This window comes from Streptomyces sp. NPDC014801, from assembly GCF_043082085.1.
Taxonomy (GTDB): Bacteria; Actinomycetota; Actinomycetes; order Streptomycetales; family Streptomycetaceae; genus Streptomyces.
This window is the reverse complement of record NZ_JBIBXG010000011.1, coordinates 1-21253: the sequence shown is the minus strand read 5'-3', so window position 1 is coordinate 21253 and position 21253 is coordinate 1. Positions and strand designations below refer to the sequence as shown.

22 protein-coding genes are annotated in these 21253 nt (G+C 73.8%); 14 read left to right on the top strand and 8 right to left on the bottom strand.

The features are described 5' to 3' along the window. Nucleotides 1-38 precede the first annotated feature (38 nt). Nucleotides 39-524 (top strand): DUF1360 domain-containing protein, encoded by a 486-nt coding sequence (locus ACF1AL_RS25955; protein ID WP_391827599.1) that lies wholly within the window; start codon nucleotides 39-41, stop codon nucleotides 522-524. A gap of 5 nt (nucleotides 525-529) precedes the next feature. After that, a complete protein-coding gene (locus ACF1AL_RS25950) occupies nucleotides 530-1000 on the top strand; it encodes an AAA family ATPase (protein WP_391827597.1) in 471 nt (156 codons plus the stop codon). A 27-nt stretch (nucleotides 1001-1027) separates the two neighbouring features. On the opposite strand, the gene ACF1AL_RS25945 is transcribed toward ACF1AL_RS25950, so the two are convergent. Next, the gene (locus tag ACF1AL_RS25945) at nucleotides 1028-2308 is read right to left on the bottom strand and encodes a cytochrome P450 (protein ID WP_391827595.1); all 1281 of its coding nucleotides are present in this window, start codon (nucleotides 2306-2308) and stop codon (nucleotides 1028-1030) included. Nucleotides 2309-2413: 105 nt separating this feature from the next. Then, a complete protein-coding gene (locus tag ACF1AL_RS25940) occupies nucleotides 2414-3595 on the bottom strand; it encodes a galactosyldiacylglycerol synthase (RefSeq protein WP_391827925.1) in 1182 nt (393 codons plus the stop codon). A 182-nt stretch (nucleotides 3596-3777) separates the two neighbouring features. Here ACF1AL_RS25940 and ACF1AL_RS25935 point away from each other — a divergent pair, with 182 nt between their 5' ends. The 5 genes from ACF1AL_RS25935 to ACF1AL_RS25915 all read left to right on the top strand — a co-directional run bounded on the left by ACF1AL_RS25935 (nucleotide 3778) and on the right by ACF1AL_RS25915 (nucleotide 8053). Next, complete coding sequence (locus ACF1AL_RS25935; RefSeq protein ID WP_391820247.1) at nucleotides 3778-4629, top strand: SDR family NAD(P)-dependent oxidoreductase; 852 nt, start codon at nucleotides 3778-3780, stop codon at nucleotides 4627-4629. 183 nt (nucleotides 4630-4812) lie between these two features. Next, entirely contained in the window at nucleotides 4813-5712 is a 900-nt protein-coding gene (locus tag ACF1AL_RS25930; protein ID WP_366839875.1) for a DMT family transporter, read from the top strand. Beyond that, nucleotides 5709-6470, top strand: a complete 762-nt coding sequence (locus ACF1AL_RS25925; RefSeq protein ID WP_391661930.1) for a polysaccharide deacetylase family protein — start codon at nucleotides 5709-5711, stop codon at nucleotides 6468-6470. The genes ACF1AL_RS25930 and ACF1AL_RS25925 overlap by 4 nt, the downstream gene beginning before the upstream one ends. Continuing rightward, on the top strand, nucleotides 6463-7254 hold the full coding sequence (locus tag ACF1AL_RS25920; protein WP_391827593.1) for an SDR family NAD(P)-dependent oxidoreductase: 792 nt from the start codon (nucleotides 6463-6465) through the stop codon (nucleotides 7252-7254). The genes ACF1AL_RS25925 and ACF1AL_RS25920 overlap by 8 nt, the downstream gene beginning before the upstream one ends. A gap of 250 nt (nucleotides 7255-7504) precedes the next feature. Further along, nucleotides 7505-8053, top strand: a complete 549-nt coding sequence (locus ACF1AL_RS25915) for a hypothetical protein (protein WP_366839878.1) — start codon at nucleotides 7505-7507, stop codon at nucleotides 8051-8053. Between the two features lie 79 nt (nucleotides 8054-8132). Here the strand turns inward: ACF1AL_RS25915 and ACF1AL_RS25910 are convergent, their stop codons facing one another. The 3 genes from ACF1AL_RS25910 to ACF1AL_RS25900 all read right to left on the bottom strand — a co-directional run bounded on the left by ACF1AL_RS25910 (nucleotide 8133) and on the right by ACF1AL_RS25900 (nucleotide 11975). After that, nucleotides 8133-8966: a PIG-L family deacetylase gene (locus ACF1AL_RS25910; RefSeq protein WP_391778268.1), complete on the bottom strand. Its 834-nt coding sequence runs from the start codon at nucleotides 8964-8966 to the stop codon at nucleotides 8133-8135. Between the two features lie 115 nt (nucleotides 8967-9081). Continuing rightward, nucleotides 9082-9573 carry a hypothetical protein gene (locus ACF1AL_RS25905; protein ID WP_366839880.1) on the bottom strand — a complete coding sequence of 164 codons (492 nt, stop codon included), beginning with the start codon at nucleotides 9571-9573 and terminating at the stop codon, nucleotides 9082-9084. Then, entirely contained in the window at nucleotides 9570-11975 is a 2406-nt protein-coding gene (locus tag ACF1AL_RS25900) for a molybdopterin oxidoreductase family protein (protein ID WP_391827591.1), read from the bottom strand. The genes ACF1AL_RS25905 and ACF1AL_RS25900 overlap by 4 nt, the downstream gene beginning before the upstream one ends. 277 nt (nucleotides 11976-12252) lie before the next feature. On the opposite strand from ACF1AL_RS25900, the gene ACF1AL_RS25895 reads away from it, so the two are divergent. Further along, the gene (locus ACF1AL_RS25895; protein WP_366839883.1) at nucleotides 12253-13386 is read left to right on the top strand and encodes a SchA/CurD-like domain-containing protein; all 1134 of its coding nucleotides are present in this window, start codon (nucleotides 12253-12255) and stop codon (nucleotides 13384-13386) included. Between the two features lie 76 nt (nucleotides 13387-13462). Here ACF1AL_RS25895 and ACF1AL_RS25890 read toward each other — a convergent pair whose 3' ends face one another. After that, a complete protein-coding gene (locus tag ACF1AL_RS25890) occupies nucleotides 13463-14491 on the bottom strand; it encodes a methyltransferase (RefSeq protein ID WP_366839884.1) in 1029 nt (342 codons plus the stop codon). 48 nt (nucleotides 14492-14539) lie between these two features. Then, nucleotides 14540-15598: a nitrous oxide reductase family maturation protein NosD gene (locus tag ACF1AL_RS25885; RefSeq protein WP_391707565.1), complete on the bottom strand. Its 1059-nt coding sequence runs from the start codon at nucleotides 15596-15598 to the stop codon at nucleotides 14540-14542. Between the two features lie 144 nt (nucleotides 15599-15742). Between ACF1AL_RS25885 and ACF1AL_RS25880 the strand changes: the two genes are divergently transcribed. Next, a complete protein-coding gene (locus ACF1AL_RS25880) occupies nucleotides 15743-16420 on the top strand; it encodes an alpha/beta fold hydrolase (RefSeq protein ID WP_391827589.1) in 678 nt (225 codons plus the stop codon). A 42-nt stretch (nucleotides 16421-16462) separates the two neighbouring features. Here the strand turns inward: ACF1AL_RS25880 and ACF1AL_RS25875 are convergent, their stop codons facing one another. After that, nucleotides 16463-17143 carry a TetR family transcriptional regulator gene (locus tag ACF1AL_RS25875; RefSeq protein WP_366839887.1) on the bottom strand — a complete coding sequence of 227 codons (681 nt, stop codon included), beginning with the start codon at nucleotides 17141-17143 and terminating at the stop codon, nucleotides 16463-16465. 101 nt (nucleotides 17144-17244) lie between these two features. Here ACF1AL_RS25875 and ACF1AL_RS25870 point away from each other — a divergent pair, with 101 nt between their 5' ends. From ACF1AL_RS25870 to ACF1AL_RS25850, 5 genes are all read left to right on the top strand, one after another. Then, the gene (locus tag ACF1AL_RS25870) at nucleotides 17245-18831 is read left to right on the top strand and encodes a methylmalonyl-CoA mutase (RefSeq protein WP_391827587.1); all 1587 of its coding nucleotides are present in this window, start codon (nucleotides 17245-17247) and stop codon (nucleotides 18829-18831) included. Nucleotides 18832-18866: 35 nt separating this feature from the next. Then, a complete protein-coding gene (locus ACF1AL_RS25865) occupies nucleotides 18867-20465 on the top strand; it encodes an acyl-CoA carboxylase subunit beta (RefSeq protein ID WP_391827585.1) in 1599 nt (532 codons plus the stop codon). A 9-nt stretch (nucleotides 20466-20474) separates the two neighbouring features. Then, the gene (locus ACF1AL_RS25860; protein WP_391825175.1) at nucleotides 20475-20672 is read left to right on the top strand and encodes an acyl-CoA carboxylase subunit epsilon; all 198 of its coding nucleotides are present in this window, start codon (nucleotides 20475-20477) and stop codon (nucleotides 20670-20672) included. A gap of 20 nt (nucleotides 20673-20692) precedes the next feature. Continuing rightward, a complete protein-coding gene (locus tag ACF1AL_RS25855; protein WP_386586686.1) occupies nucleotides 20693-21157 on the top strand; it encodes a cobalamin B12-binding domain-containing protein in 465 nt (154 codons plus the stop codon). Beyond that, the coding region (locus ACF1AL_RS25850; protein WP_359486257.1) for a biotin carboxylase N-terminal domain-containing protein at nucleotides 21154-21253 on the top strand (100 nt) is incomplete at its 3' end. The genes ACF1AL_RS25855 and ACF1AL_RS25850, both read left to right, overlap by 4 nt.

Below are 21253 nucleotides of genomic sequence, written 5' to 3'. Positions count from 1 at the left end.
CGGGCCCGGCCCGACCGGCCGACCAGGGAGGTTCTCAGATGACGGCGCCGCGCTACGACGACGGGGGCGAGGTCCCTCTCGGGGGGTACGCCGCCCTCGCCACGACCTTCACCACGGGCGCCGCGCTCTTCGCCGCGCTGGCCCACCGCCGGGGCGTACGGCCGCCCGAGCAGGTTCCCCCGTGGGACGTCGCGCTGCTCGGCACGGCGGTGTTCAAGGCCTCCCGGCTGATCTCCAGGGACAAGATCACCAGCTTTCTGCGGGCGCCGTTCACCCGGCGCACCGAGCAGGGCGAGGGCAGCGAGGTCATGGACGCCCCGCGCGGCGGCGGCGCCCAGCGGGCCGTCGGCGACCTCGTCTCCTGCCCGTTCTGCGTCTCGGCGTGGGTGGCGGGCGTCCTCGTCGGCTCCTACGCCGTCACGCCCCGGGGCACGCGGCTGGTGTGCGCCGGGCTGACCGCGCTGACGGCGGCGGACTGGCTGCAGTACGCCTGGACGTGGGCGCAGCAGAGCACGGAGGGCTGAGCGCGGTGCCGGATCTGGCCGTGCTGGTGGGCCTGCAGGCGTCCGGCAAGATCACGTTCCACCGGCGGTGTCTGGCGGATCGTCATGTACTGGTGAGCAAGGACCTCTTCCCGCGCTCGGCCCGGCACAAGCAGGCCCGCCAGATGCGGCTGGTCGAGGAGGCGCTCGCCGCGGGCCGGTCGGTGGCGGTGGACAACACCAATCCCTCGCCCGAGGAGTGGGGTCCCCTGATCGCCGTGGCCCGCGCGCACGGGGCGCGGGCCGTGGCCTACTGGTTCCCGCCCGACCTGGCCGGGTCGCTGCGCCGCAACGCCGCGCGGCAGGGCCGCGAGCGGGTGCCGGACGTCGGCGTCCACGCCACGCTGCGGCGGCTGCGCCGGCCCGGGCCCGCCGACGGCTTCGACGCGGTGTACGAGGTGCGGTTCGACGGGCGGGGCGGATTCGAGGTACGGACGGCGGACGCGCCGCGCGTGTGAGCGGGCGGCGCGTCCCGGGGGGTGTGCTCAGGCCGCGCGGGCGGCGGGGCTCGTGGTGTGGGTGCCGGCGTGCACGTCCCGGACGACGAAGCCGTCGGCGACCCGCGCGGGGACGCGCCGCAGGGAGATCCGCAGGTCCTGCGGCGGCACCGTGTACTCCAGGCCGGCCAGCCGCAGCGCGAGCGCCTTGAGGAGCCCGATGGTCAGGCCCTCACCCGGGCAGCGGTGGTTGGTCGCGGGGTCGCCGCCGCCCTGCGGGATCAGCTCGTCGCGGTCGACGACGTGCTCCAGGAACCGCGCGGGGCGGAAGGTGTACGGGTCGCCCCACAGGCCGGCGTCGTGGTTCTGGCCGAAGACGTCGAGCAGCACCAGCCCGCCTTCGGGCACCGACACCCCGCGCCAGGTCAGCCTCTGTGCGGCCACGCCGCCGAGGTAGGGCACGAAGGGGTAGAACCGGCGCACCTCGTGCACGAAGGCGACCGCCTCGGCGAGGCCGCCGTCGCGCAGCCGCTCGCGGTGCTGCGGCCACCGGTGCAGGGCGTGCGCGGCGTAGGCGACGAACCAGCACACGGCGGTCGTGGGGCGTACGACGTTGAGGAGTTCGACGGCGGCCGTGCGGTCGTCCAGCCGTTCGCCGTCGGCCTCGCGGTGGCGGCACACCGCGGCCAGCACCGACCCGGCGGGGGCCTCGGCCCGTCCGGCGCGTACGTCCGCGACGAGCCGCTCGAAGCGCCGCTCCTGCCGGGCGCGGGCGCGGCGGGCGCGCCAGTGCCGGGGGCCGGCCGTGGCGAAGCCGTCGACCATCGCGACGAGATCGTGCGCGAGGCGCTCGGGCTCGCCGGCCTCGTCGTCGAGCGGGATGCCCGCCCAGCGGCACACGCCGCGGGTGAGCACCTCGGCGGCCGCGTCGAACAGCACCACCTGCTCGGCTGCGGCCCACTCCCGGGCGGCGTCGTCCCAGGCCGCGGTCACCTCCTCGACGAGGGCGGCGATGCGGTCGCCGTGCAGCAGGGGCAGGAAGAGGGCCTTGCGGGCGCGGTGGGCGTCCCCGTCGAGGGTGTGCACGGCGCCGTGGCCGAACAGGGTGCTCAGGACGGGGCCCGGCAGGGCGCCGGCGCGGTGCACGTGCCGCTCGTCGTAGAAGAACCGCACCGCCTCCGGACCGCGCAGGGCGAGGGCGGGGCGGCCGAGCACCCGGGTGGCGGCCGCGCCGCCGGGGGTGTGGCGCAGCAGGGCGGGCAGCCAGGTGTATCCCTGGGCGAGGGCCGTGAGGGAACGGTCGAGCAGGGGCCGTTCTGTGACGTTCATGCGCGCCGGGTGCCCGTCCCGGGGCGCGGGACACCCGGCGCGGCGATCACCGGACTCCCCCGCCCGGCCCCCGGCGGCGTGGCCGCAGGCCCGGCGGGTGGGGGCCTACACGTCCGCCGACCGCGCGATGTCGGCCACCCGGGTGAGGACGTCCTGGCGGAACAGCGCGTGGCCGTGCGCGATCCGCCGGGCGCGCTCGGGGCCGTCGGCGGTGAGCCGTTCGAGTGAGGCGAGCAGGGCGGCCTCGTCGTCCGCCGCGTCGGACAGGCCGAGCGCGGCCATGCGCGCCACGCCTTCCGCGCCGTGGCCGGGCACCGGCCGGTGGCCGACCACGGGCAGTCCCGCGGCGAGCGCCTGGACGGCGGTCTGGCCGGCGGCGTTGTCGACGAGCGCGCGGGCGGCGTGCAGGAGCGCCGGCATGTCGTCGACCCAGTCCGGGGCGAGGACGCCCGGGAGCTGGGCGCACCGCGCGCGCAGCCGGTCGTTGCGCCCGCACAGCACGACGGGCAGGAAGCCCGCGCGGGCGAGCAGCCGGGCGGTGCCCGGCAGGTGCGAGGCGGCTCCCCAGGCGCCCGCGGAGAGGACGACGGGCCGGTCGCCGTGGGCGTGGCGGGCGAACCGCTCCCGCCAGCGGGCGGCACCGGAGGCGGAGGGGCTGTGCGGGGTGGTCTCCAGGCCCGCGCACGGCGCCCGCTCACCGGCGGCGCAGACTTCCTGCGCGCCGGCGTTCCGGGCGGGGGCTTCGGTGCCGTACCGGATGTCCCGCGGCCCGAAGAAGGCGGGCGCCACGACCGGGCCGGTCGCCTCGGCCGGGGTGCCGATGTCCTCGCGGACCTCCCGGGCGGCCTGCTCGGTGAGGCAGAGGTAGTGGTCGTTGCCGGGGTGCAGCCACTGGCGGTGCACCGCGAAGTCGACCAGGCACACGGCGCTCGGCACCCGCAGCAGGCCGCGCTCCCGCAGATGGCCGGTGAGCTGGGCGGCGAGGTGGAACACGGGGACGACCACGTCGGCGCCGGCGCTCTCCACCCGTTGGGTCAGCGGCCCGGCGGCCAGCCGGGCCAGCGGGACACCGCTGGGGCGCGGCCCGCCGCCGCGGCGCAGCATCGCCCGGTAGACGCCGGCGTAGGCCCAGGGGGCGTGCAGGACGGCGGACCGGTAGCCGTGCCGCAGAGCCGCGCCCAGCGGGTGGGGAAGCAGCTGGAGGACGTCGACGACGTCGGCCCCGTGGCCGCGCTCGCGGGCCCGGCGCACGAGTTCGGCGGCCACGGTGTCGTGGCCCGCGCCCATGCTCGCGCTGACGACGAGGAGGCGCACGGGTGCGCCCGCGGCGGAGGAGGTGGCGTTCACGTCTTCCGGCTGTCCCCCGGACCGCCGACACCCAAACGGCCTCCGCCGGGGGGCGTTTCGGCGGGCGTGGGACGGGATACTCCTCTCCGGCGTCCTCCGTCGCATCCGCGAGGTCTTCCGACATGCCCCGTGCCCCGCTCAGCGCCCGATCCGCCGACCAGCCGCCCGTGGGTGTGCCCGGCCGGGTCGCCGACCCCGGGCTGCTCGGCGCCGACGGGCGTCCGGCGCACCGGGGGGTGGCGGTGGTCACCGGCGCCTCCTCCGGGATCGGGGCGGCCGTGGCCCGCCGGCTGGCCGCGGCCGGCGGCTGGTATCTGGTGCTCAACGGCCGGGACATGCTGCGTCTGGAGCGGGTCGCGGGGCAGGCGTCCGGCGCGGTCTTCCCTGCGGACCTGACCGCCCCCGATGCGGACCGGCGGCTCGCCGACTTCGTCCTCGACCGCACCGGCCGGGTCGATCTGCTGGTGGCGGGCGCGGGCATCGGCTGGGCCGGGGACTTCCGCACCATGCCGCCGCGCGCCATCCAGGACGTGATCGACCTGGATCTGACGGCGACCGTCGGCGTGGTGCGGCAGCTGGTGCCGCACATGGTCCAGGCGGGGTCCGGACGGGTGGTGCTGGTCGGTTCGCTGGCGGGCTCCGTGGGAGTGCGCGGGGAGGCGGTCTACTCGGCCGCGAAGGCCGCGCTGGGGGTGTTCGCCGACGCGCTGCGCTACGAGCTGAGGGGCACCGGTGTGCGGGTCAGCCATGTGGTGCCGGGGGTCGTGGACACGCCGTTCTTCGAGCGGCGGGGCGAGCCCTACCGGCGGGCGCGGCCCAAACCGGTCCCGCCGGAGCGGGTGGCCGAGGCCGTGTGGCGCGCGGTGCGCCGGGATCTGGACGAGGTGTACGTACCCGGCTGGCTGCGGCTGCCCGTGCGCGTGCACGGCATGGCCCCGGGCCTGTACCGGCGGCTCGCCGCCCGGTTCGGGTGAGCCCGGGGTGAACGACCGGACCAACGGGCGGCACCGGATGAACGGACGGACGAGCGACGGGGTGGAGCACCGCGCGACCCGCCCGAGGGCGCGCGGGACCATCCACCCGACGGCCCGCCCGGCGGCCCACGCGACGATCCGCCCAGCGGCCCCGCACCGGACGGATCGCCGGGTGACCGTACGGTGACCGCGCTCACCGTCGTCCTGGCGCTGCTGGCCGCGCTGTCCAACGCCTCCGCGTCCGTCTTCCAGCGCCGCGCCGCGGCCGAGGAACCGCCGCACGGGGAGGGCGCCGCCGGCGCGCTGCGGGTGTTCGGCCGGCTGCTGCGGCGGCCGTACTGGCTGGCCGGGGCGCTGCTGCTGCTCGCCTCCACGGTGTTGCAGGCGGCGGCGCTGGCCGGGGGCAGCCTGTCGCTGGTGCAGCCGCTGCTGACCGCCGAGCTGCTGTTCACGCTGGCGGTGGGCAGCGTGGTGTTCGGGCACCGGCCCGACCGGCGCACCTGGCTGGCGTTCACGGCGCTCGCGGCCGGTCTGGCGCTGTTCCTGGGCACGGCCGCGCCGTCCGGGGCGCGGACCACCGCCTCGCCCGGGCGCTGGCTGCTGGCCGGGGCGGTGGCCCTCGGGGTGGTGGCGGTCGTCGTGCTGGTGGCCCGCACGGTGGTGGGCGCGCCCCGGGCCGCCCTGCTGGGCCTGGCGTCGGCGGTGTCGTTCGCCTGCACGGCGGCCCTGCTGAAGGAGGTCATGGGCCGGCTCGGGGAGGGGGTGGGCGCGGTCCTGGCGCAGTGGCCGCCGTATGCCACCGCCGTGGCCGGACTGGCGGCGTTCGTGCTGTTGCAGGGCGCGCTGCGGGCGGGCACCCTGGCGGCGTCGCAGCCGGCGCTGACGCTGGGCGACGCGCTGACCAGCGTGGCGCTGGGCTGGGCCCTGTTCCAGGAGCAGATCCTGCTCGGGGTGCGTGTGCTGCCGGAGCTGATCGGCGTCACGCTGATCGGGCTGGGCAGCGTGGGCCTGGCCCGGGCGCCGTCGGTGTCCGGCGCCTGGGACGCGCCCCCGGCGCGCGACGAGGAGGCGGAGACCGGATGAGCCACGGCCCCCGTACGGCGCTGCTGACCGCCGCGGCCCTGGCGCTCGCGCACATCGGGCCGGCCGCCACCTGGCTGCCGGGGCCACGGCGGCGCTGGCTGCCGGGGCTGGCCGGAGCGGGCGCCCCGGGCCATGTCGCGCTCACCTTCGACGACGGGCCCGACCCGGTGTCCACCCCGCGCTTCCTGGACGCGCTGGACGGGCTGGGGGTGCGGGCGACGTTCTTCGTGCTCGGCGCACGCGCGGCGGCGCACCCGTCGGTGCTGCGGGAGACCGTCGCGCGGGGCCACGAGGTCGCCGTGCACGGCTGGGACCACGGCCGCCCCTGGCTGCCGTCCCCGGTGCGCGACACCCGGGAGATGCGGGCCTGCGTCTCGGCGGTGCGGGAGCTGACGGGCCGCCGTCCGCGCTGGTACCGCCCGCCGTACGGCATCCTCACCTCCGGGCGCTGGGCGGCCGCCCGGGCCGCCGGGCTGCGGCCGGTGCTGTGGAGCGCGTGGGGCCGGGACTGGACGGACGACGCGACGGCCGCTTCCGTGCGGGCGACGGTGGCCGCGGACCTGCGCGGCGGCGGCACGCTCCTGCTGCACGACTCCGACGTCACCTCGGCGCCCGGCTGCTGGCGCGCCGCGCTCGCCGCGTTGCCGGACATCGTCGCCGGCTGCCGGGAGGCGGGCCTGGCGGTGGGGCCGCTGGACGAACACGGCGTGCCCGACGGTTGGCGGGGCGCGGCGGGGTTACTTGGTCCGCATGACTGAGACACGGCCGCTCGCCCTGGTCACCGGGGCCTCCGGCGGCATCGGATTCGAACTCGCCCGGCAGTTCGCCGGCCACGGCTTCGACCTGCTGGTGAACGCCGAGGACGACCGCCTCGAGCATGCCGCGCAGCGGTTGCGGGACGAGACGGGCGCCTCGGTGCGGGCGATACGCGAGGACCTGCGCGACCCGGCGGGCGTGGACCGGCTGGTCGCCGCGACGACCGGCCTGGAGGTCGACGTGGCCGCGCTGAACGCGGGGGTGGGGCAGGGCGGCGCGTTCGTGGACACGGACCTGGACGACGACCAGGCGGTGATCGACCTGAACGTGACGTCGACGGTCCGGCTGGCCAAGCCGCTGCTGCGGCGGATGGTCGCACGCGGGACGGGCAGGGTGCTGTTCACGTCGTCGGTCGCCGCGATGATGCCGGGCGCGTTCCAGCCGGTGTACAACGCGTCGAAGTCCTTCGTGCAGTCCTTCGCGCAGGCCCTGCAGGAGGAGCTGAAGGACACCGGCGTCACCGTCACCTCCTTCATGCCCGGCCCCACCGAGACGGACTTCTTCCGCCGGGCCGGCATGGCGGACACCCGGGTCGGCAGCGCGCAGAAGGACGATCCGGCGCAGGTCGCCGAGCAGGCGTTCACGGCGGTGATGAAGGGCCGCAGGAAGCTGGTCACCGGGTCGGTGAAGACCAAGGCGCAGGGCGTGGCCGACCGGGTGCTGCCCGACGCCGCCAAGGCCGCCGTCCACCGCAGGATGGCCGAGCCGGGGCACGGCGGGGGCTAGGCCGTGTCCGCAAAGTCCCGCCTGCCCCGCGGCGCCCGGCACGCACTCTCGCCGCACCGGGCGAAGCCCCGAGTACGTCCAGTACGAGTGCCTCCGCCCGGCACGCCGAGAGCACGCACCGGACGCCGCGGGGCCCGCCCTCCGGGCGGACGACGGGACTTTGCGGACACGGCCTAGGGGCCAGGGAGTGTCGGGCGGCGCGTCCGGCGTTCTCGTGGGCCTCGCCCGCCGAGGAACCCGAGGAGGAACGATGAACGACCGCACGGCCGCGGGTGAGGCCCGCGCCCTCGACACGGAACTGCTCGGGATCTACCTCAACGACCACCTGGCGGGCGCCACCGCGGGCGTGGAGCGCGTCCGCCACCTCACCCACGCGCAGCGGGGCACCACGCTCGGCGCGGCGCTGCGGCCGGTCGCCGCCGAGATCGACCAGGACCGCCGCAGCCTGCTGGACATCATGCGGTCGGTGGGCGTGCCGGTGCGCCGCTACAAGGCGTACGCCGGCTGGCTCGGCGAGAAGGCGGGCCGGCTGAAGACCAACGGCCGCCTGGTGCGCCGCTCCCCGCTGAGCACGCTGCTGGAGCTGGAGCTGCTGCGCCTGGCCGTGGAGGGCAAGACCTCGGGCTGGCAGGCACTGCGCCGCCTCGCCGACGTCGACCCCCGCCTGGACGCCGCCCGTCTCGACGAACTCCTGGACCGCGCCGGACGCCAGCAACGCACCCTGGAGCAACTGCGCGCCCGCCAGACGGGCGAGACCTTCACCCACCCGGGTCAGGCCCCGCCCCTCCGGTCGGGGTGAGCGGGGCCGGTGAGCGCGTCTCCCGGTGAGCGTCTGCGCGTCTCCTGGTGAGCGTCCGCGCCCGGCGAGCGTGTCCGGGTCAGCGCAGGCCGGCGAAGAGGTCGTTCTCCGGGGTGGGCGCGCCGGTGGGGTCCTGGACGCGGACGAAGGTCTCCGTGCCCATCAGCTCCGCGAACCTCTCCTTGCCCATCCTGAGGAAGAAGATGTTCTCGCCCTGGCTGGCGTGCGCGGCCAGGGCGTCGAACTTCTGGCCGCTGAAAGCCGTGGCGTCCACCCACGTGGTGATCTCGTCGTCGGGCAGGCCGATCTCGGCCATCGCGGCGGCCTCGGCGGGGTCCGGTTCCGGCATGTCCGCACCGAACTCGCGCATGATCTCGCCGAACCGCCGCATCATCGAGCGGGGCATCGTGGTCCAGTAGACCTTCGGTTCGAGCGAGGTCGTCTCCAGCGCGGCCATGGTGATGCGGTGGGCCTGGATGTGGTCGGGGTGGCCGTAGAAGCCGTTCTCGTCGTAGGTGACGACGACGTCGGGGCGGTAGTGACGCATGAGGTCCGCGAGCCGGGCGGCACCCTCCTCGACGGGGGTCTGCCAGAAGGAGCCGGGGGCGTCGTTGGTCGGCCAGCCCATCATCCCGGAGTCGGCGTAGTCGAGCGTCTCCAGGTGGCTGATCTTCAGGACGTCACAGCTCGCCTCGAGTTCCTGACGGCGCATCAGGGCCACCGCCGCCGGATCGTGGCCCGGCTGCCCCGGCTTGACGCCACCCGGCCCGTCACCGCAGCGGCCGTCGGTACACGTGACGAGCACCGTGCGGATGCCTTCCGCCGCGTACCGCGCGAGGACCCCTCCGGTTCCGGTGGCCTCGTCGTCCGGGTGGGCGTGCACGGCCATGAGCGTCAAGGGCCGGTCGGTCATGAGTCAGTCCTCCTGCGGGAACACGTCTCCCGGCCCGGGGTGCGCGTCGGCGTGCGCACGGTGCGGGCCGGTGCTGCTGAGGCGTACGACCCTACGCGAGGCGGTCCGGCGATCCCTACGTGCTCAGCAGCAGCTGGGGGGACAGCACCTTGATCATCGTGTTGGTCCACCGCATCTGCCGCAGGGTCTGCGGATGGCAGGACGAGACCAGCTCCAGCAAGTGCTCGTCGCGGGCGGCCTGCGCGGCCTGGGCCAGCATCTCCCAGTGCACGGAGTTGCCGGCCGCGGCCAGGTGCAGATCGCGCAGGTCGTGCAGGAGCAGCAGCCCGGTCTCGGGGCGCCGGCCGAGCGCCTCGGCGGCCTTCTCCCGCAGCGTGGCGAGGGCGCCGGGCGTGGGGTGGTCGTGCGGGCCGGGCAGGTCGAGGCCGTAGTGGTGGCCGATGGCGGCCAGCCGGGTGCTGTGCTCGCGCGACCAGCGGGCGCAGTCGACGGCCACGTGGTGGAACTCGTGGTCGGTGCGGTGCCGTTCGGCGGCGGCCAGCAGGGCCTCCTCCAGGTCGCGCTCCCCGTTGTGCAGGGCGCGCAGCGTCATGCTGATGCCGGTCATGTCCTGCTCCCTGTCTCGGTGCGGGCACGATCCGTCCCGGTGCGGGCGCGCTCCGCGGCGTCGCGGCGGGCGACCAGGGTGACGCGGGCCGCGGCGGTCTTGAACAGCGGCTGTTTGGAGACGGGGTCCCAGTCGGTGATCGTCGTCTCGTTGGCGGCGCGGCCGGGTCCGTCGTCGGGCGGGCGGTGGCCCTGCGGGGTGTCCCAGTAGCCGTAGTGGAACGGCACGAAGACGGTGCCGTCGCGCATGGCGGTGGTGCGCAGCCGGGCGCGGATCGCGCCGCGCGGGGTGGTGACCTGCACGAGGTCGCCGTCGGCCAGGCCCTGCCGGGACGCCTCCTCGGGGCTCATCTCGGCCCATACGTCGGGGGCGGCGGCGTTCAGTTCGGGGGCGCGGCCGGTCTTGGTGCGGGTGTGGAAGTGGTGGACGGTGCGCCCGGTGATCAGCGCCAGCGGGTGCTCGGGCGAGGTGCCCTCGTGCGGCGGAAGGTACTCGGCGGCCTTGAGGACCGCCTTGCCGTCCGGGTTGAGGGAGCGGTACTCGACGGGGTCCACCGAGGCGCCGGTGACCAGGTCCCTGCCGTAGCTCTCGCAGGTGTCGGGGTGGGCGAAGGGGAAACCGTCGGTGTACAGGCGTCGGGTGCCCTCGGGGCTGTCCGGGGTGCACGGCCACTGGACGCCTCCGGTGCGCAGCTGTGCGTAGCTCATGCCGGTGTAGTCGCACGGCCGTCCGGCGCTGCACCGCTGCCAGGCCGCGAACGCGGACTCGGAGTCGTGCCAGGTGATGAGCGGGCCGCCGTCCTTGTCGCGGAAGTCCATGCGGCGGGCGTACTCCAGGAAGATGTCGAGGTCGGCGCGGGCCTCGCCGGGCGGGTCGACGGCCTTCTCCGCGAGGTGCACGGTGCGGTCGGCGTTGGTGAGGGTGCCGGTCTTCTCGCCCCAGGTGGCGGCGGGCAGGACGACGTCGGCGAGCTGGGCGGTCTCGGTGAGGAAGAGGTCCTGGACCACCACGAACAGCCGCTCCTGCGCCAGGATCGAGCGGATGCGGGCGAGTTCGGGCAGGGAGACGGCCGGGTTGGTGCCGGAGATCCACAGCATGCGGATCGAGCCCTGCTCGGCGTAGCGGAACATCTGCATCGCGTGGGTGGGCGGCGCGTAGTGCGGCACCCGGTCCGGGGTGACGTTCCACAGGCGGGCCAGTTCGGCGACGTGCTCGTCGTTCTCCCAGTTGCGGAAGCCCGGCAGGTCGCCGTCGGCGCCGCACTCGCGGGTGTTCTCGGCGCTGGGCTGGCCGTTCATCTGGAGCAGACCGCAGCCGGGGCGGCCCAGCATGCCGCGGATGACGTGCAGGTTGTTGACCTGGACGGCGGCCGCGGTGGCCTGGTGGGACTGGTAGACGCCCTGCAGCACGGTGGAGGTGAGGCGCTCGGCGCCGCCGAGGATCTCGGCCGCCGCCTCGATCGCGGCGGCCGGCACGTCGCAGATGCCGGCGGCCCAGCGCGGGGTGCACGGCTCGACCATGGCGGCCAGTTCGTCGAAGCCGACGGAGTGGCGCTCGATGTAGTCGCGGTCGACGCGGCCGGTGCGGATGATCTCGTGCAGCAGCGCGTTCAGCAGCGCCACGTTGGTGCCGGGGCGGGGCGCGAGGTGCACCTCGGCCCGCCGTGCGACCGGTGTGTGCCGCGGGTCGACGCACACCAGGCGGGGCGGCTCGGAGCCTTCCAGCCGGTCCAGTACGCGCGCCCACAGCACGGTCTGGGTCTCGGCCATGTTGTGCCCGAACAGGGCGAGCGTGTCGCAGTGGTCGATGTCCTCGTAGGAGCCGGGCTGCCCGTCGCAGCCGAAGGTCTCCTTCAGCGCCTCGGCGGCGGTGGCGGTGCACAGCCGGGTGTTGCCGTCCAGGTGGTGGGTGCCGATGCCGGCCCGGGCGAGCACGGCGAGCGTGTAGTACTCCTCCAGGAAGAGCTGGCCGGTGGTGTAGAAGCCGATCGCACCGGGCCCCTTGTCGTCCAGCAGCTCCTTGGTGCGGGCGACGACGCGTTCCATCGCGGTGTCCCAGTCGCACTCCACGAGCCGCCCGCCCTCGCGCACCAGGGGCCGGGTGAGCCGGTCGGCGGAGTGGTTGGCCTGCCAGCCGTAGAGGTCCTTGGGGCCGAGGCGGCCGCGGTTGACCCGGTCCCCGGGCCGGCCCCGCACGCCCACGATGCGGCCCTGCCGTACGGCGATGTCCATGGCGTCGCCGTTGGAGTGCAGCACCGAGGCCGCGGGGACCCAGCGTTCCACCTGGTCCTCGGTGATCCCCTCGGCCAGGTGCTGGTCGATGCGCTCCGGCCAGGGGCTGCCGGGCGCGTACGGCGTCCGGGCTCCCCAGGGGTCCTGGACGCGGTCGGCGGATCGGGACACGGTTCACCTCCGGGTGCGGGTGAGACGGCCCGCGAGTACCCTCCGGAGCCCTCTCCTCACCTGGAGAGAGGGGCCACGGCCGCGGTGGGGCGGCACTCACCCGCGTGGTCCGCACGAGTCGCGGCGGTGCGGCGGGCGGCCCAGGATCGGACGCAGACCGGCCTCGCCGGCGTCCCCGCAGTCCGCTCTTCTGAACGCCCCACCCGCTCTGTCCCCCACTTCCCTACCGTTCCCCGTTCCTTGTGTTCCGCTGTCCCGCGAAGGAGACGTGCGCAGGATGACCACCACCTCAGAACGACCGCCGGCGCGGCAGGTGTCGCAGCGGGTCTCCCAGTCCGTGTTCGACGGCTCCAGACTGCGGGTCGTCCTGCTGGTGGACGTCAACGACGGCGCCCAGCAGCAGTTCCTGGAGGCCTACGAGCAGCTGTGCAGCCATGTCGCGTCCGTGCCCGGGCATGTCAGCGAGCAGCTGTGCCAGTCGATCGAGAACCCCTCGCAGTGGCTGATCACCAGCGAGTGGGAGAGCGCCCCGCCGTTCCTCGCCTGGGTCAACAGCGAGGAGCACGTGCGGATGGTGCGGCCGCTGCACGGCTGTGTCCGCGACACCCGCTCGCTGCGCTTCCACGTGGTGCGCGAGACCGGCTCGGAGGCGCCCGGCACGGCCCCCACCGCGCAGTTGCAGGCCTCCCCGCGGATCGGCGACGGCATCATCCGGCACGCGCTGACCTTCACGGTCAAGCCGGGCAGCGAGGAGGTCGTCGCGAAGATCCTCGCCGACTACGCCTCGCCCGAGCCGCGCGTCGACGACACGACCCGGCTGTGCCGCACCTCCCTGTTCATGCACGGCAACCGGGTCGTGCGGGCCATCGAGGTGCGCGGCGACCTGCTCGCGGCGCTGCGCCACGTGGCGCGTCAGCCGCAGGTGCGGGCCGTGGAGGAGGCCATCAACCCGCATCTGGAGCAGGACCGGGACCTGGACGACCCGGACTCCGCGCGGGTGTTCTTCACGCGCGCCGGGCTGCCGGCCGTCCACCATGTGACGACGGATCACGGGCAGGGCGCCGAGGGCGAGCGGCACGCCCTGTACTACCCGGCCCGGCCCGGCGAGGGCATGCGGCTGGCCGAGCTGCTCGCGCAGCGCGACGAGGCGGCGGCGGAGGACCCGGGGAGCCCGGTCCTGCGCAGCACGATCTTCCAGCGCGACGAGATCGTGGTACGGCTGCTCGACGTGCGCGGCGGGCTGGACGCCGACCCGGCGCGGGTGCTCGGCCTGACCGACGCGCGCCAGGTCGCCGATCTGACGACGCTGCTGGACGGCGAGGGCGCCGTGGCCGACGGGGTCGATCTGCGGCACGTGGTGGAGCTGGCCCGGATGGAGCCGATCACGGACCGCTGCTCCCCCGAGGAGTGACGCGGCGGCGGCACGCGAACGGAGGCGGGACCCGGGCGGTCCCGCCTCCGTCGTGTGCCGGGCCGTGGCCCGCCGGTCAGTTCGGCACGGTGCAGTCGAACGCGTGCAGATAGGGGTTGACCGGGCTGATGCCGTCGATGACGAGCCCCGCGGCCGTCAGCCGGCTCACCATGCTGTCGGTGGTGTGCTTGGCGCCGCCGACGTTCAGCAGCAGGAGCAGGTCCATGGCGGTGCTGAACCGCATCGACGGGGTGTCGTCGACGAGGTTCTCGATCGCGACGACCCGTGCGCCCGGGCCGCCCGCCTCGACGACGTTGCGCAGGCACCGGGCGGTGCTCTCGTCGTCCCACTCCAGGATGTTCTTGATGATGTAGACGTCCGCCTTCACCGGGATCGCCACCCGGCAGTCGCCGGCGACGATCTCCACCCGGTCGGCGAGGGAGCCGCCCGGGCGCAGCCGCGGGTCGGCGTTCTCCACCACGCCGGGCAGGTCGAGCAGGGTGCCGCGCATCGCCGGGTACTTCTCCAGGAATCCGGCGACCACGTGCCCCTGACCGCCGCCGATGTCGGCGACGGACGCGCTCCCCGACAGGTCGAGGAGGCGCGTGACGTCCTCGGCCGACTGGCGGCTGGAGGTCGTCATGGCCTGGTTGAAGACGGCCGCCGACTCGGGGGCGTCCTCGTGCAGGTAGGTGAAGAACTCCTTGCCGTACAGCTCCTCGACGACGTTGTGGCCGGTGCGCACGGCCTCGTCCAGGCGCGGCCAGGCGTCCCAGGTCCACGGCTCGGTGCACCACAGGGTGATGGCCCGCAGGCTGTGCGGGTCGTCCTCGCGCAGCAGCCGGGACATCTCCGTGTGCGCGAACGTGCCGTCCTGCCGCTCGGCGAAGACGCCGTAGCAGGTCAGGGCGCGCAGCAGCCGGCGCAGCGGCTTGGGTTCGGTCTTGACGGCGGCCGCGAGGTCCTCCACGGCCATGGGGGTCTCCCCCAGTGCGTCGGCGACGCCCAGCCGGGCGGCCGCGCGGAGGGCGGCGGCACACGCCGCCCCGAACACGAGCTCCCTGAGCCGCATGGGCGGCGGCGGGGCGGTCTGAGCGGTCGTCATGCGCCGCCTTCCTTCCTGTCCGGGTTCACCGGGCGTCGGGTCCGGGGGTCAGCACAGGCCCGCGGGCCGGGAGGCCGCGCACGCGTTGCCCGTGAAGGTGTTGTTCTTGCCGGTGTCGCTGTTGACCAGGTCGGCCGGGGAGTTGCCGGACAGCTTGTTGTCGCGGATGGTGTTGCGCTCGCTGGTGGCGCCCACCATGGACTTGAACAGCACGATGCCGCCGGACAGCGGGGAGGTGCCGGAGTTGCCGGTAACCTCGTTGCCGGTCACCAGGACCTTCTCGGCGCCGGTCAGCACGATGCCGGAGCCCTGGAGTGCGGGCAGCCGCGCGGTCTTGGGGCAGGACTTGTTGTTCTGCGCGATGCGGTTGTCGGCCACGGTGAGGTCGCCGGCCTTGGGCTTGTTCTCGTCGCCGACGACGAAGACGCCCGCGCAGTTGCCGGTGATGCCGTTGTGCGCGACGGTCAGGTTGCGCAGCCGGCGTACGGTGACGCCGATCCGGTTGTCCTGCAGCCGGTTGTACTCGACGACCGTGCCCTGGGTGTTCGTGGCACCGGCCTCGGTGGCGACGGTGTTGGCGAGGAACAGGCCGGCGTCGCCGTTGCCGCGGGCGGTGTTGTGCACGAACACGCCGCGCACGGAGCGTTCCTGGGCGATGCCCCAGACGCCGTTCTTCAGCGCGTGCACCCGGCGCACCGTCAGCCCGTCGGTGCCCATGGCGAACAGGCCGTTCTTCGGGAAGCCGGTGACGGTGAGGGAGGCGACGGTGACGCCCTTGAGGTTGTGGTTCTTGGTGCCGATCACGCAGATGCCGTTGCCGTTGGCGGCGCAGGTGGTGGCGGCCTTCTTGGTGGAGGGCTCGATCACCGTGTCCCGGCCCATGCCGCGCAGGGTCAGGTCGGCGGTGCGCACCGTGACGCTCTCGTGGTAGGTGCCGGCGGCGACGAGCACGGTGTCGCCGGGACGCGCGGCGTCGACGGCCTTCTGGATCGACTGCCCGGGGTGCACGACGTGCGTGTGCGGGGCGTGCGCGGGCGGGGCTGCCCCGATGCCCGCACCGGCCAGCACGGCGGTGCACGCCAGGTAGGAGAAGTGGCGTTTCATCATATGTGGCACGGTATGACCGACTACGCCGCCCACCCGCACGTTCGTCCGTCCGGTGGCGTGTCCCGTCGGCGCCGCCGCGCGGCCCGGTCCGGCGGATACGGGAAAGCGCCTGTTCGGCGGTGCTTCCCGCCCTACGATGACGCGGTGAGGTTCGTGATGGTGCCGGGTGGCTGGCAAGGCGGATGGGCGTTCGACGCGGTGGCCGCCGAGCTGCGCCGGGACGGTCACCACGTCGAGGCGGTGACCTTGTCGGGGCTGGAACCGGACGGTCCCGCCGACGCGGACCGCCCGGCGAACCTCGACACCCACATCGACCAGGTCGCCGAGATCGTCGACCGCGGCGACGCGGGCCCCGTGGCGCTGTGCGGCCACAGCTACGCCGGACTCGTGATCGCCGGTGTCGCGGACCGGCTCGGCGACCGCCTCGGCCGGCTGGTCTTCATCGACGCCTACGTGCCGGACGACGGCGATTCGTGCTGGTCCCTGACCAGCGACACGTTCCGGGAGCTGTTCGTCGCCGGTTCCCGCGCCGACGGCCGGTGGGTCGCCGTCCCCGAGGGACTCGACCCGCGTGCGCGACCGCACCCGCTGCCGAGCCTCCTGCAGTCGGTCCGGCTGGCCGGCCGCTGCGCCGGCTCGCCCCCTCGTACGTTCGTCAGCGGCGGCCCATGGCCGGGCAGCCCCTTCGCGGCCCTGACCGAACGGCTGCGTCACGACGCCGACTGGCGGTTCCACGAGATCCCCGTCGGCCACAACATCGCCCGCCGCGACCCGCGAGGCCTCGCGTCCGTCCTTCGCGCTGTGGCGTCCGACGCCGCCTGACGTGCCGGCCCGGACGGCGGGCACCGGCGGCGGGCGCGCCCGTCAGCGGCCGGGCGCTCCCTCGATGACCCGGCGCAGGGAGGGCAGCAGCGCCTCCAGGTCCTGCCCGGAGCGGAAGGCGATCACGGTCGTCCCGCCGGAGCCCTCCCCGGCGGCGGGCGCCGGGAACAGGGCCAGCACCTCGCGCATCGCCTCGTCGATCTCGGCGACCGGGTCGGCGGACTCGCCGCGCAGCCAGCGGCGCAGCACGTGGTTGTGGGCCGCGACCACGGACGCCGCCATCAGTTCGGCCCGCAGGGACGCCGACTCCGTCGGATCGCCCATCCAGTCGGCGATGAACTCGCGGAAGAGGCGCTGGTAGCGCGCCACGCTGGCGATCTCACGGTCCCGCAGCGCGGAGACCTTGCTGGTCAGGGCGTACCGGCGGCGCGCGAGGTCACCCTCGTCGATGTAGTGCAGCAGCACCAGGCGGACCGCGTCGGAGACGGCGACCAGCGCCGTGCTGTGACTGGAGGTGGCCAGCCGGTCCCGGATCAGGTCGAGCAGCCGGTCATGGTCGGGGAAGATCACCGCTTCCTTGGACCGGTAGTGCCGGAAGAACGTCGTGCGCCCCACACCGGCCCGTTCGGCGATGTCGTCGATGGTCGTCTGCTCGTATCCCCGCTCGTCGAACAGGGCGAAGGCGGCGTCCGCGAGCCGGATCCGTGCGGGTGACTTGCTCATGACCACCCATCCTCCCCTGTTCCGTTCGCCGGACACCACTTGCCCTCACCCTACGGTACTCAGTACCGTCGTATCGATATCGAGTACCACAGGAGGTCCGTGTGGATTCCGTAGGGCAGAGCGAGTCCGGCCTGCCGATCCGGCCGGTCTACGACGGCGGGTCGCTCGCCGGCTTCGACGCGGACGCCAAGCTCGGCGCGCCGGGACGGTTCCCGTTCACCCGGGGCGTGTACCCGACCATGTACACGGGCCGGCCGTGGACGATGCGCCAGTACGCCGGATTCGGCACGGCGAAGGAGTCCAACGAGCGCTACCACGAGCTGGTCGCCGCCGGCACCGGCGGACTGAGCGTGGCCTTCGACCTGCCGACCCAGATGGGCTACGACTCCGACGAGGCGATCGCCCGCGGCGAGGTCGGCAAGGTCGGCGTGGCGATCGACTCGATCGAGGACATGCGCACCCTGTTCCGGGGTCTGCCGCTGGACAAGGTGTCGACGTCGATGACGATCAACGCCCCCGCCTCGACCCTGCTCCTGCTGTACCAGCTCGTGGCCGCCGAACAGGGCGTGTCGGGCCACCAGTTGACCGGCACGATCCAGAACGACGTGCTCAAGGAGTACATCGCCCGGGGCACCTACATCTTCCCGCCCCAGCAGTCCCTGCGCCTGATCAGCGACATCTTCGCGTACTGCAACAGGGAACTGCCGCGCTGGAACACCATCTCCATCTCCGGCTACCACATGGCCGAGGCCGGGGCGACGCCCGTGCAGGAGATCGCCTTCACCCTGGCCAACGCCAAGGAGTACGTGCGCGCCGCGATCGCCGCCGGGCTCGATGTCGACGACTTCGCGCCGCGCCTGTCGTTCTTCTTCGTCGCCCGCACCACGCTCCTGGAGGAGATCGCGAAGTTCCGCGCCGCCCGCCGGATCTGGGCGCGGATCATGCGCGACGAGTTCGGCGCGAAGAACCCCAAGTCGCAGATGCTGCGCTTCCACACGCAGACCGCCGGGGTGCAGCTCACCGCCCAGCAGCCCGAGGTCAACCTGGTCCGGGTCGCCCTCCAGGGCCTCGGCGCGGTCCTCGGCGGCACCCAGTCCCTGCACACCAACTCCTACGACGAGGCCATCGCGCTGCCCACGCAGAAGGCGGCGCGCCTGGCCCTGCGCACCCAGCAGGTCATCGCCTACGAGACCGATGTGACCAAGACGGTGGACCCCTTCGCCGGGTCCTACGTCATGGAGTCGATGACGGACGACATCGAGGCGGCCGCGATGGAGCTGATCCAGGCCGTCGAGGACCGCGGTGGCGCGGTCGCCGCGATCGAGCAGGGCTTCCAGAAGTCCGAGATCGAGAAGTCGGCGTACCGCATCGCGCTGGAGATCGACCACCAGGAGCGTACGGTCGTCGGCGTCAACAAGTACGTCCTCGACGAGGAGGAGCCCTACGAGCCGCTGCGGGTCGACCCGCAGATCGAGATCGACCAGTGCGAACGGCTCGCGGTGCTGCGCGAGGAGCGCGACAAGGACGCCGTGGAGCGGGCCCTGGACGACCTGCGGGCCGCGGCCCGGGGCACGGACAACGTCCTGCCGCCGATGCGCGAGGCGCTGCGGCAGCGCGCCACCGTCGGCGAGGTGTCCCACGCCCTGCGCGACGTGTGGGGCGTGCACGTCCCGCACGACACATTCTGACCAGCGAAGACCCGGTGGAGCTAGAGGAAGTCCTGGTGGAGCGAGAAGTGAACGACAACGACATCCATACGACCGCGGGCAAGCTCGCGGATCTGCAGCGCCGTATCCAGGAAGCGACGCACGCCGGCTCCGAACGCGCCGTCGAGAAGCAGCACGCCAAGGGCAAGCTGACGGCCCGTGAGCGCATCGAACTGCTCCTGGACGAGGACTCTTTCGTGGAGCTCGACGAGTTCGCCCGGCACCGCTCCACCAACTTCGGCCTGGACGCCAACCGCCCCTACGGCGACGGCGTCGTCACCGGCTACGGCACCGTCGACGGCCGCCCCGTCGCCGTCTTCTCCCAGGACTTCACCGTCTTCGGCGGCGCCCTCGGCGAAATCTACGGCCAGAAGATCTGCAAGGTCATGGACTTCGCCCTCAAGACCGGCTGCCCCGTCATCGGCATCAACGACTCCGGCGGCGCCCGCATCCAGGAAGGCGTCGCCTCGCTGGGCGCCTACGGCGAGATCTTCCGCCGCAACACCCACGCCTCCGGCGTCATCCCCCAGATCTCCCTGGTCGTCGGCCCCTGTGCGGGCGGAGCCGTCTACTCCCCCGCCATCACCGACTTCACCGTCATGGTCGACCAGACCAGCCACATGTTCATCACCGGCCCCGACGTCATCAAGACCGTCACCGGCGAGGACGTCGGCTTCGAGGAACTCGGCGGCGCCCGCACCCACAACAGCGCCTCCGGCGTCGCCCACCACATGGCCGGCGACGAGAAAGACGCCATCGAGTACGTCAAGCAGCTGCTGTCCTACCTGCCCTCCAACAACCTCTCCGAGCCCCCCGCCTTCCCCGAAGAGGCCGACCTCACGGTCACCGGCGAGGACCTCGAACTCGACGCGATCGTCCCCGACTCCGCGAACCAGCCCTACGACATGCACACCGTCATCGAGCACGTCCTCGACGACGGCGAGTTCTTCGAGACCCAGGCCCTGTTCGCCCCGAACATCCTCACCGGCTTCGGCCGCGTCGAGGGCCACCCCGTCGGCATCGTCGCCAACCAGCCGATGCAGTTCGCCGGCTGCCTCGACATCGCCGCCTCCGAAAAAGCCGCCCGCTTCGTGCGCACCTGCGACGCCTTCAACCTGCCCGTGATCACCTTCGTCGACGTCCCCGGCTTCCTGCCCGGCGTCGGCCAGGAACACGAGGGCATCATCCGCCGCGGCGCCAAACTCATCTACGCCTACGCCGAAGCCACCGTCCCCCTGATCACCGTCATCACCCGCAAGGCCTTCGGCGGCGCCTACGACGTCATGGGCTCCAAGCACCTGGGCGCCGACCTCAACCTCGCCTGGCCCACCGCCCAGATCGCCGTCATGGGCGCCCAGGGCGCCGTCAACATCCTCCACCGCCGCACCCTCGCCGAAGCCGAAGCAGCCGGCGAGGACGTCGAAGCCGTACGCGCCCGCCTCATCCGCGAGTACGAGGACGCCCTCCTCAACCCCTACATCGCCGCCGAACGCGGCTACATCGACGCCGTCGTCAAGCCCTCCGACACCCGCCGCCACATCGTCCGCGGCCTGCGTCAACTGCGCACCAAGCGGGAAACCCTGCCCCCCAAGAAGCACGGCAACATCCCCCTCTGAGGAGCAGCTGTGATCAAGGTCGTCCGTGGGAAGCCCACGCCCGAGGAGCTGGCCGCCGTGGTCTCCGTGCTGACCGTGGCCGGCACTCCGGCCGCCCCTCCCGCGCCCGCGCGTCCCACCAGTGTTTGGGCCTCGCGCCGCCTCCAGCTGCGTACGGCCCACTCCTGGGGCCCGACCGGCTGGCTCGCGCCCGCCCTGCCTCGCTGAACATCCGGAACGGAGACATCATGAACGTCCTGCAGCAGCGCCCTGACCACGGCGCTGCGGCCCTGGCGCCACGCGCCCGCGTGGTCATCGCCAAACCCGGGCTCGACGGCCACGACCGCGGTGCCAAGGTCATCGCCCGGGCGCTGCGCGACGCCGGCTACGAGGTGATCTACACCGGGCTGCACCAGACCCCGGAGCAGATCGTCGCCACCGTGATCGCCGAGGACGCCCCCCTCCTCGGCCTGTCCATCCTCTCGGGCGCGCATCTGACGATCGTCCGCAGGGTGATCGAGCTGCTGGCGCGGGAGGGGGCGGACGACGTCCGCGTGCTGGTCGGCGGGATCATCCCGGACGCCGACGTCACCGCCCTCGAGGCGATGGGCGTGCACGCGGTGTTCACCCCCGGCGCGGACATGCGCGGGATCGTCGAGACGGTGGACCGGCTCAGCGCCGGCCTGAAGGACGTACAGGAGTCGGCATGCTGACCAAGGTGCTCATCGCCAACCGTGGCGAAATCGCTGTCCGCGTGGCCCGGGCCTGCCGGGACGCGGGGATCGCGAGCGTGGCCGTCTACGCCGACC

Excerpts from the sequence above, each read along its gene's own strand:
- ACF1AL_RS25890 (WP_366839884.1), bottom strand. The coding sequence starts at position 14,491 with ATGACGACCGCTCAGACCGCCCCGCCGCCGCCCATGCGGCTCAGGGAG.
- ACF1AL_RS25920 (WP_391827593.1), top strand. The coding sequence starts at position 6,463 with ATGACTGAGACACGGCCGCTCGCCCTGGTCACCGGGGCCTCCGGCGGC.
- ACF1AL_RS25875 (WP_366839887.1), bottom strand. The coding sequence starts at position 17,143 with ATGAGCAAGTCACCCGCACGGATCCGGCTCGCGGACGCCGCCTTCGCC.
- ACF1AL_RS25940 (WP_391827925.1), bottom strand. The coding sequence starts at position 3,595 with ATGGGCGCGGGCCACGACACCGTGGCCGCCGAACTCGTGCGCCGGGCC.
- ACF1AL_RS25935 (WP_391820247.1), top strand. The coding sequence starts at position 3,778 with ATGCCCCGTGCCCCGCTCAGCGCCCGATCCGCCGACCAGCCGCCCGTG.
- ACF1AL_RS25855 (WP_386586686.1), top strand. The coding sequence starts at position 20,693 with ATGAACGTCCTGCAGCAGCGCCCTGACCACGGCGCTGCGGCCCTGGCG.
- ACF1AL_RS25955 (WP_391827599.1), top strand. The coding sequence starts at position 39 with ATGACGGCGCCGCGCTACGACGACGGGGGCGAGGTCCCTCTCGGGGGG.
- ACF1AL_RS25905 (WP_366839880.1), bottom strand. The coding sequence starts at position 9,573 with ATGACCGGCATCAGCATGACGCTGCGCGCCCTGCACAACGGGGAGCGC.
- ACF1AL_RS25885 (WP_391707565.1), bottom strand. The coding sequence starts at position 15,598 with ATGATGAAACGCCACTTCTCCTACCTGGCGTGCACCGCCGTGCTGGCC.
- ACF1AL_RS25910 (WP_391778268.1), bottom strand. The coding sequence starts at position 8,966 with ATGACCGACCGGCCCTTGACGCTCATGGCCGTGCACGCCCACCCGGAC.
- ACF1AL_RS25915 (WP_366839878.1), top strand. The coding sequence starts at position 7,505 with ATGAACGACCGCACGGCCGCGGGTGAGGCCCGCGCCCTCGACACGGAA.
- ACF1AL_RS25925 (WP_391661930.1), top strand. The coding sequence starts at position 5,709 with ATGAGCCACGGCCCCCGTACGGCGCTGCTGACCGCCGCGGCCCTGGCG.
- ACF1AL_RS25945 (WP_391827595.1), bottom strand. The coding sequence starts at position 2,308 with ATGAACGTCACAGAACGGCCCCTGCTCGACCGTTCCCTCACGGCCCTC.
- ACF1AL_RS25895 (WP_366839883.1), top strand. The coding sequence starts at position 12,253 with ATGACCACCACCTCAGAACGACCGCCGGCGCGGCAGGTGTCGCAGCGG.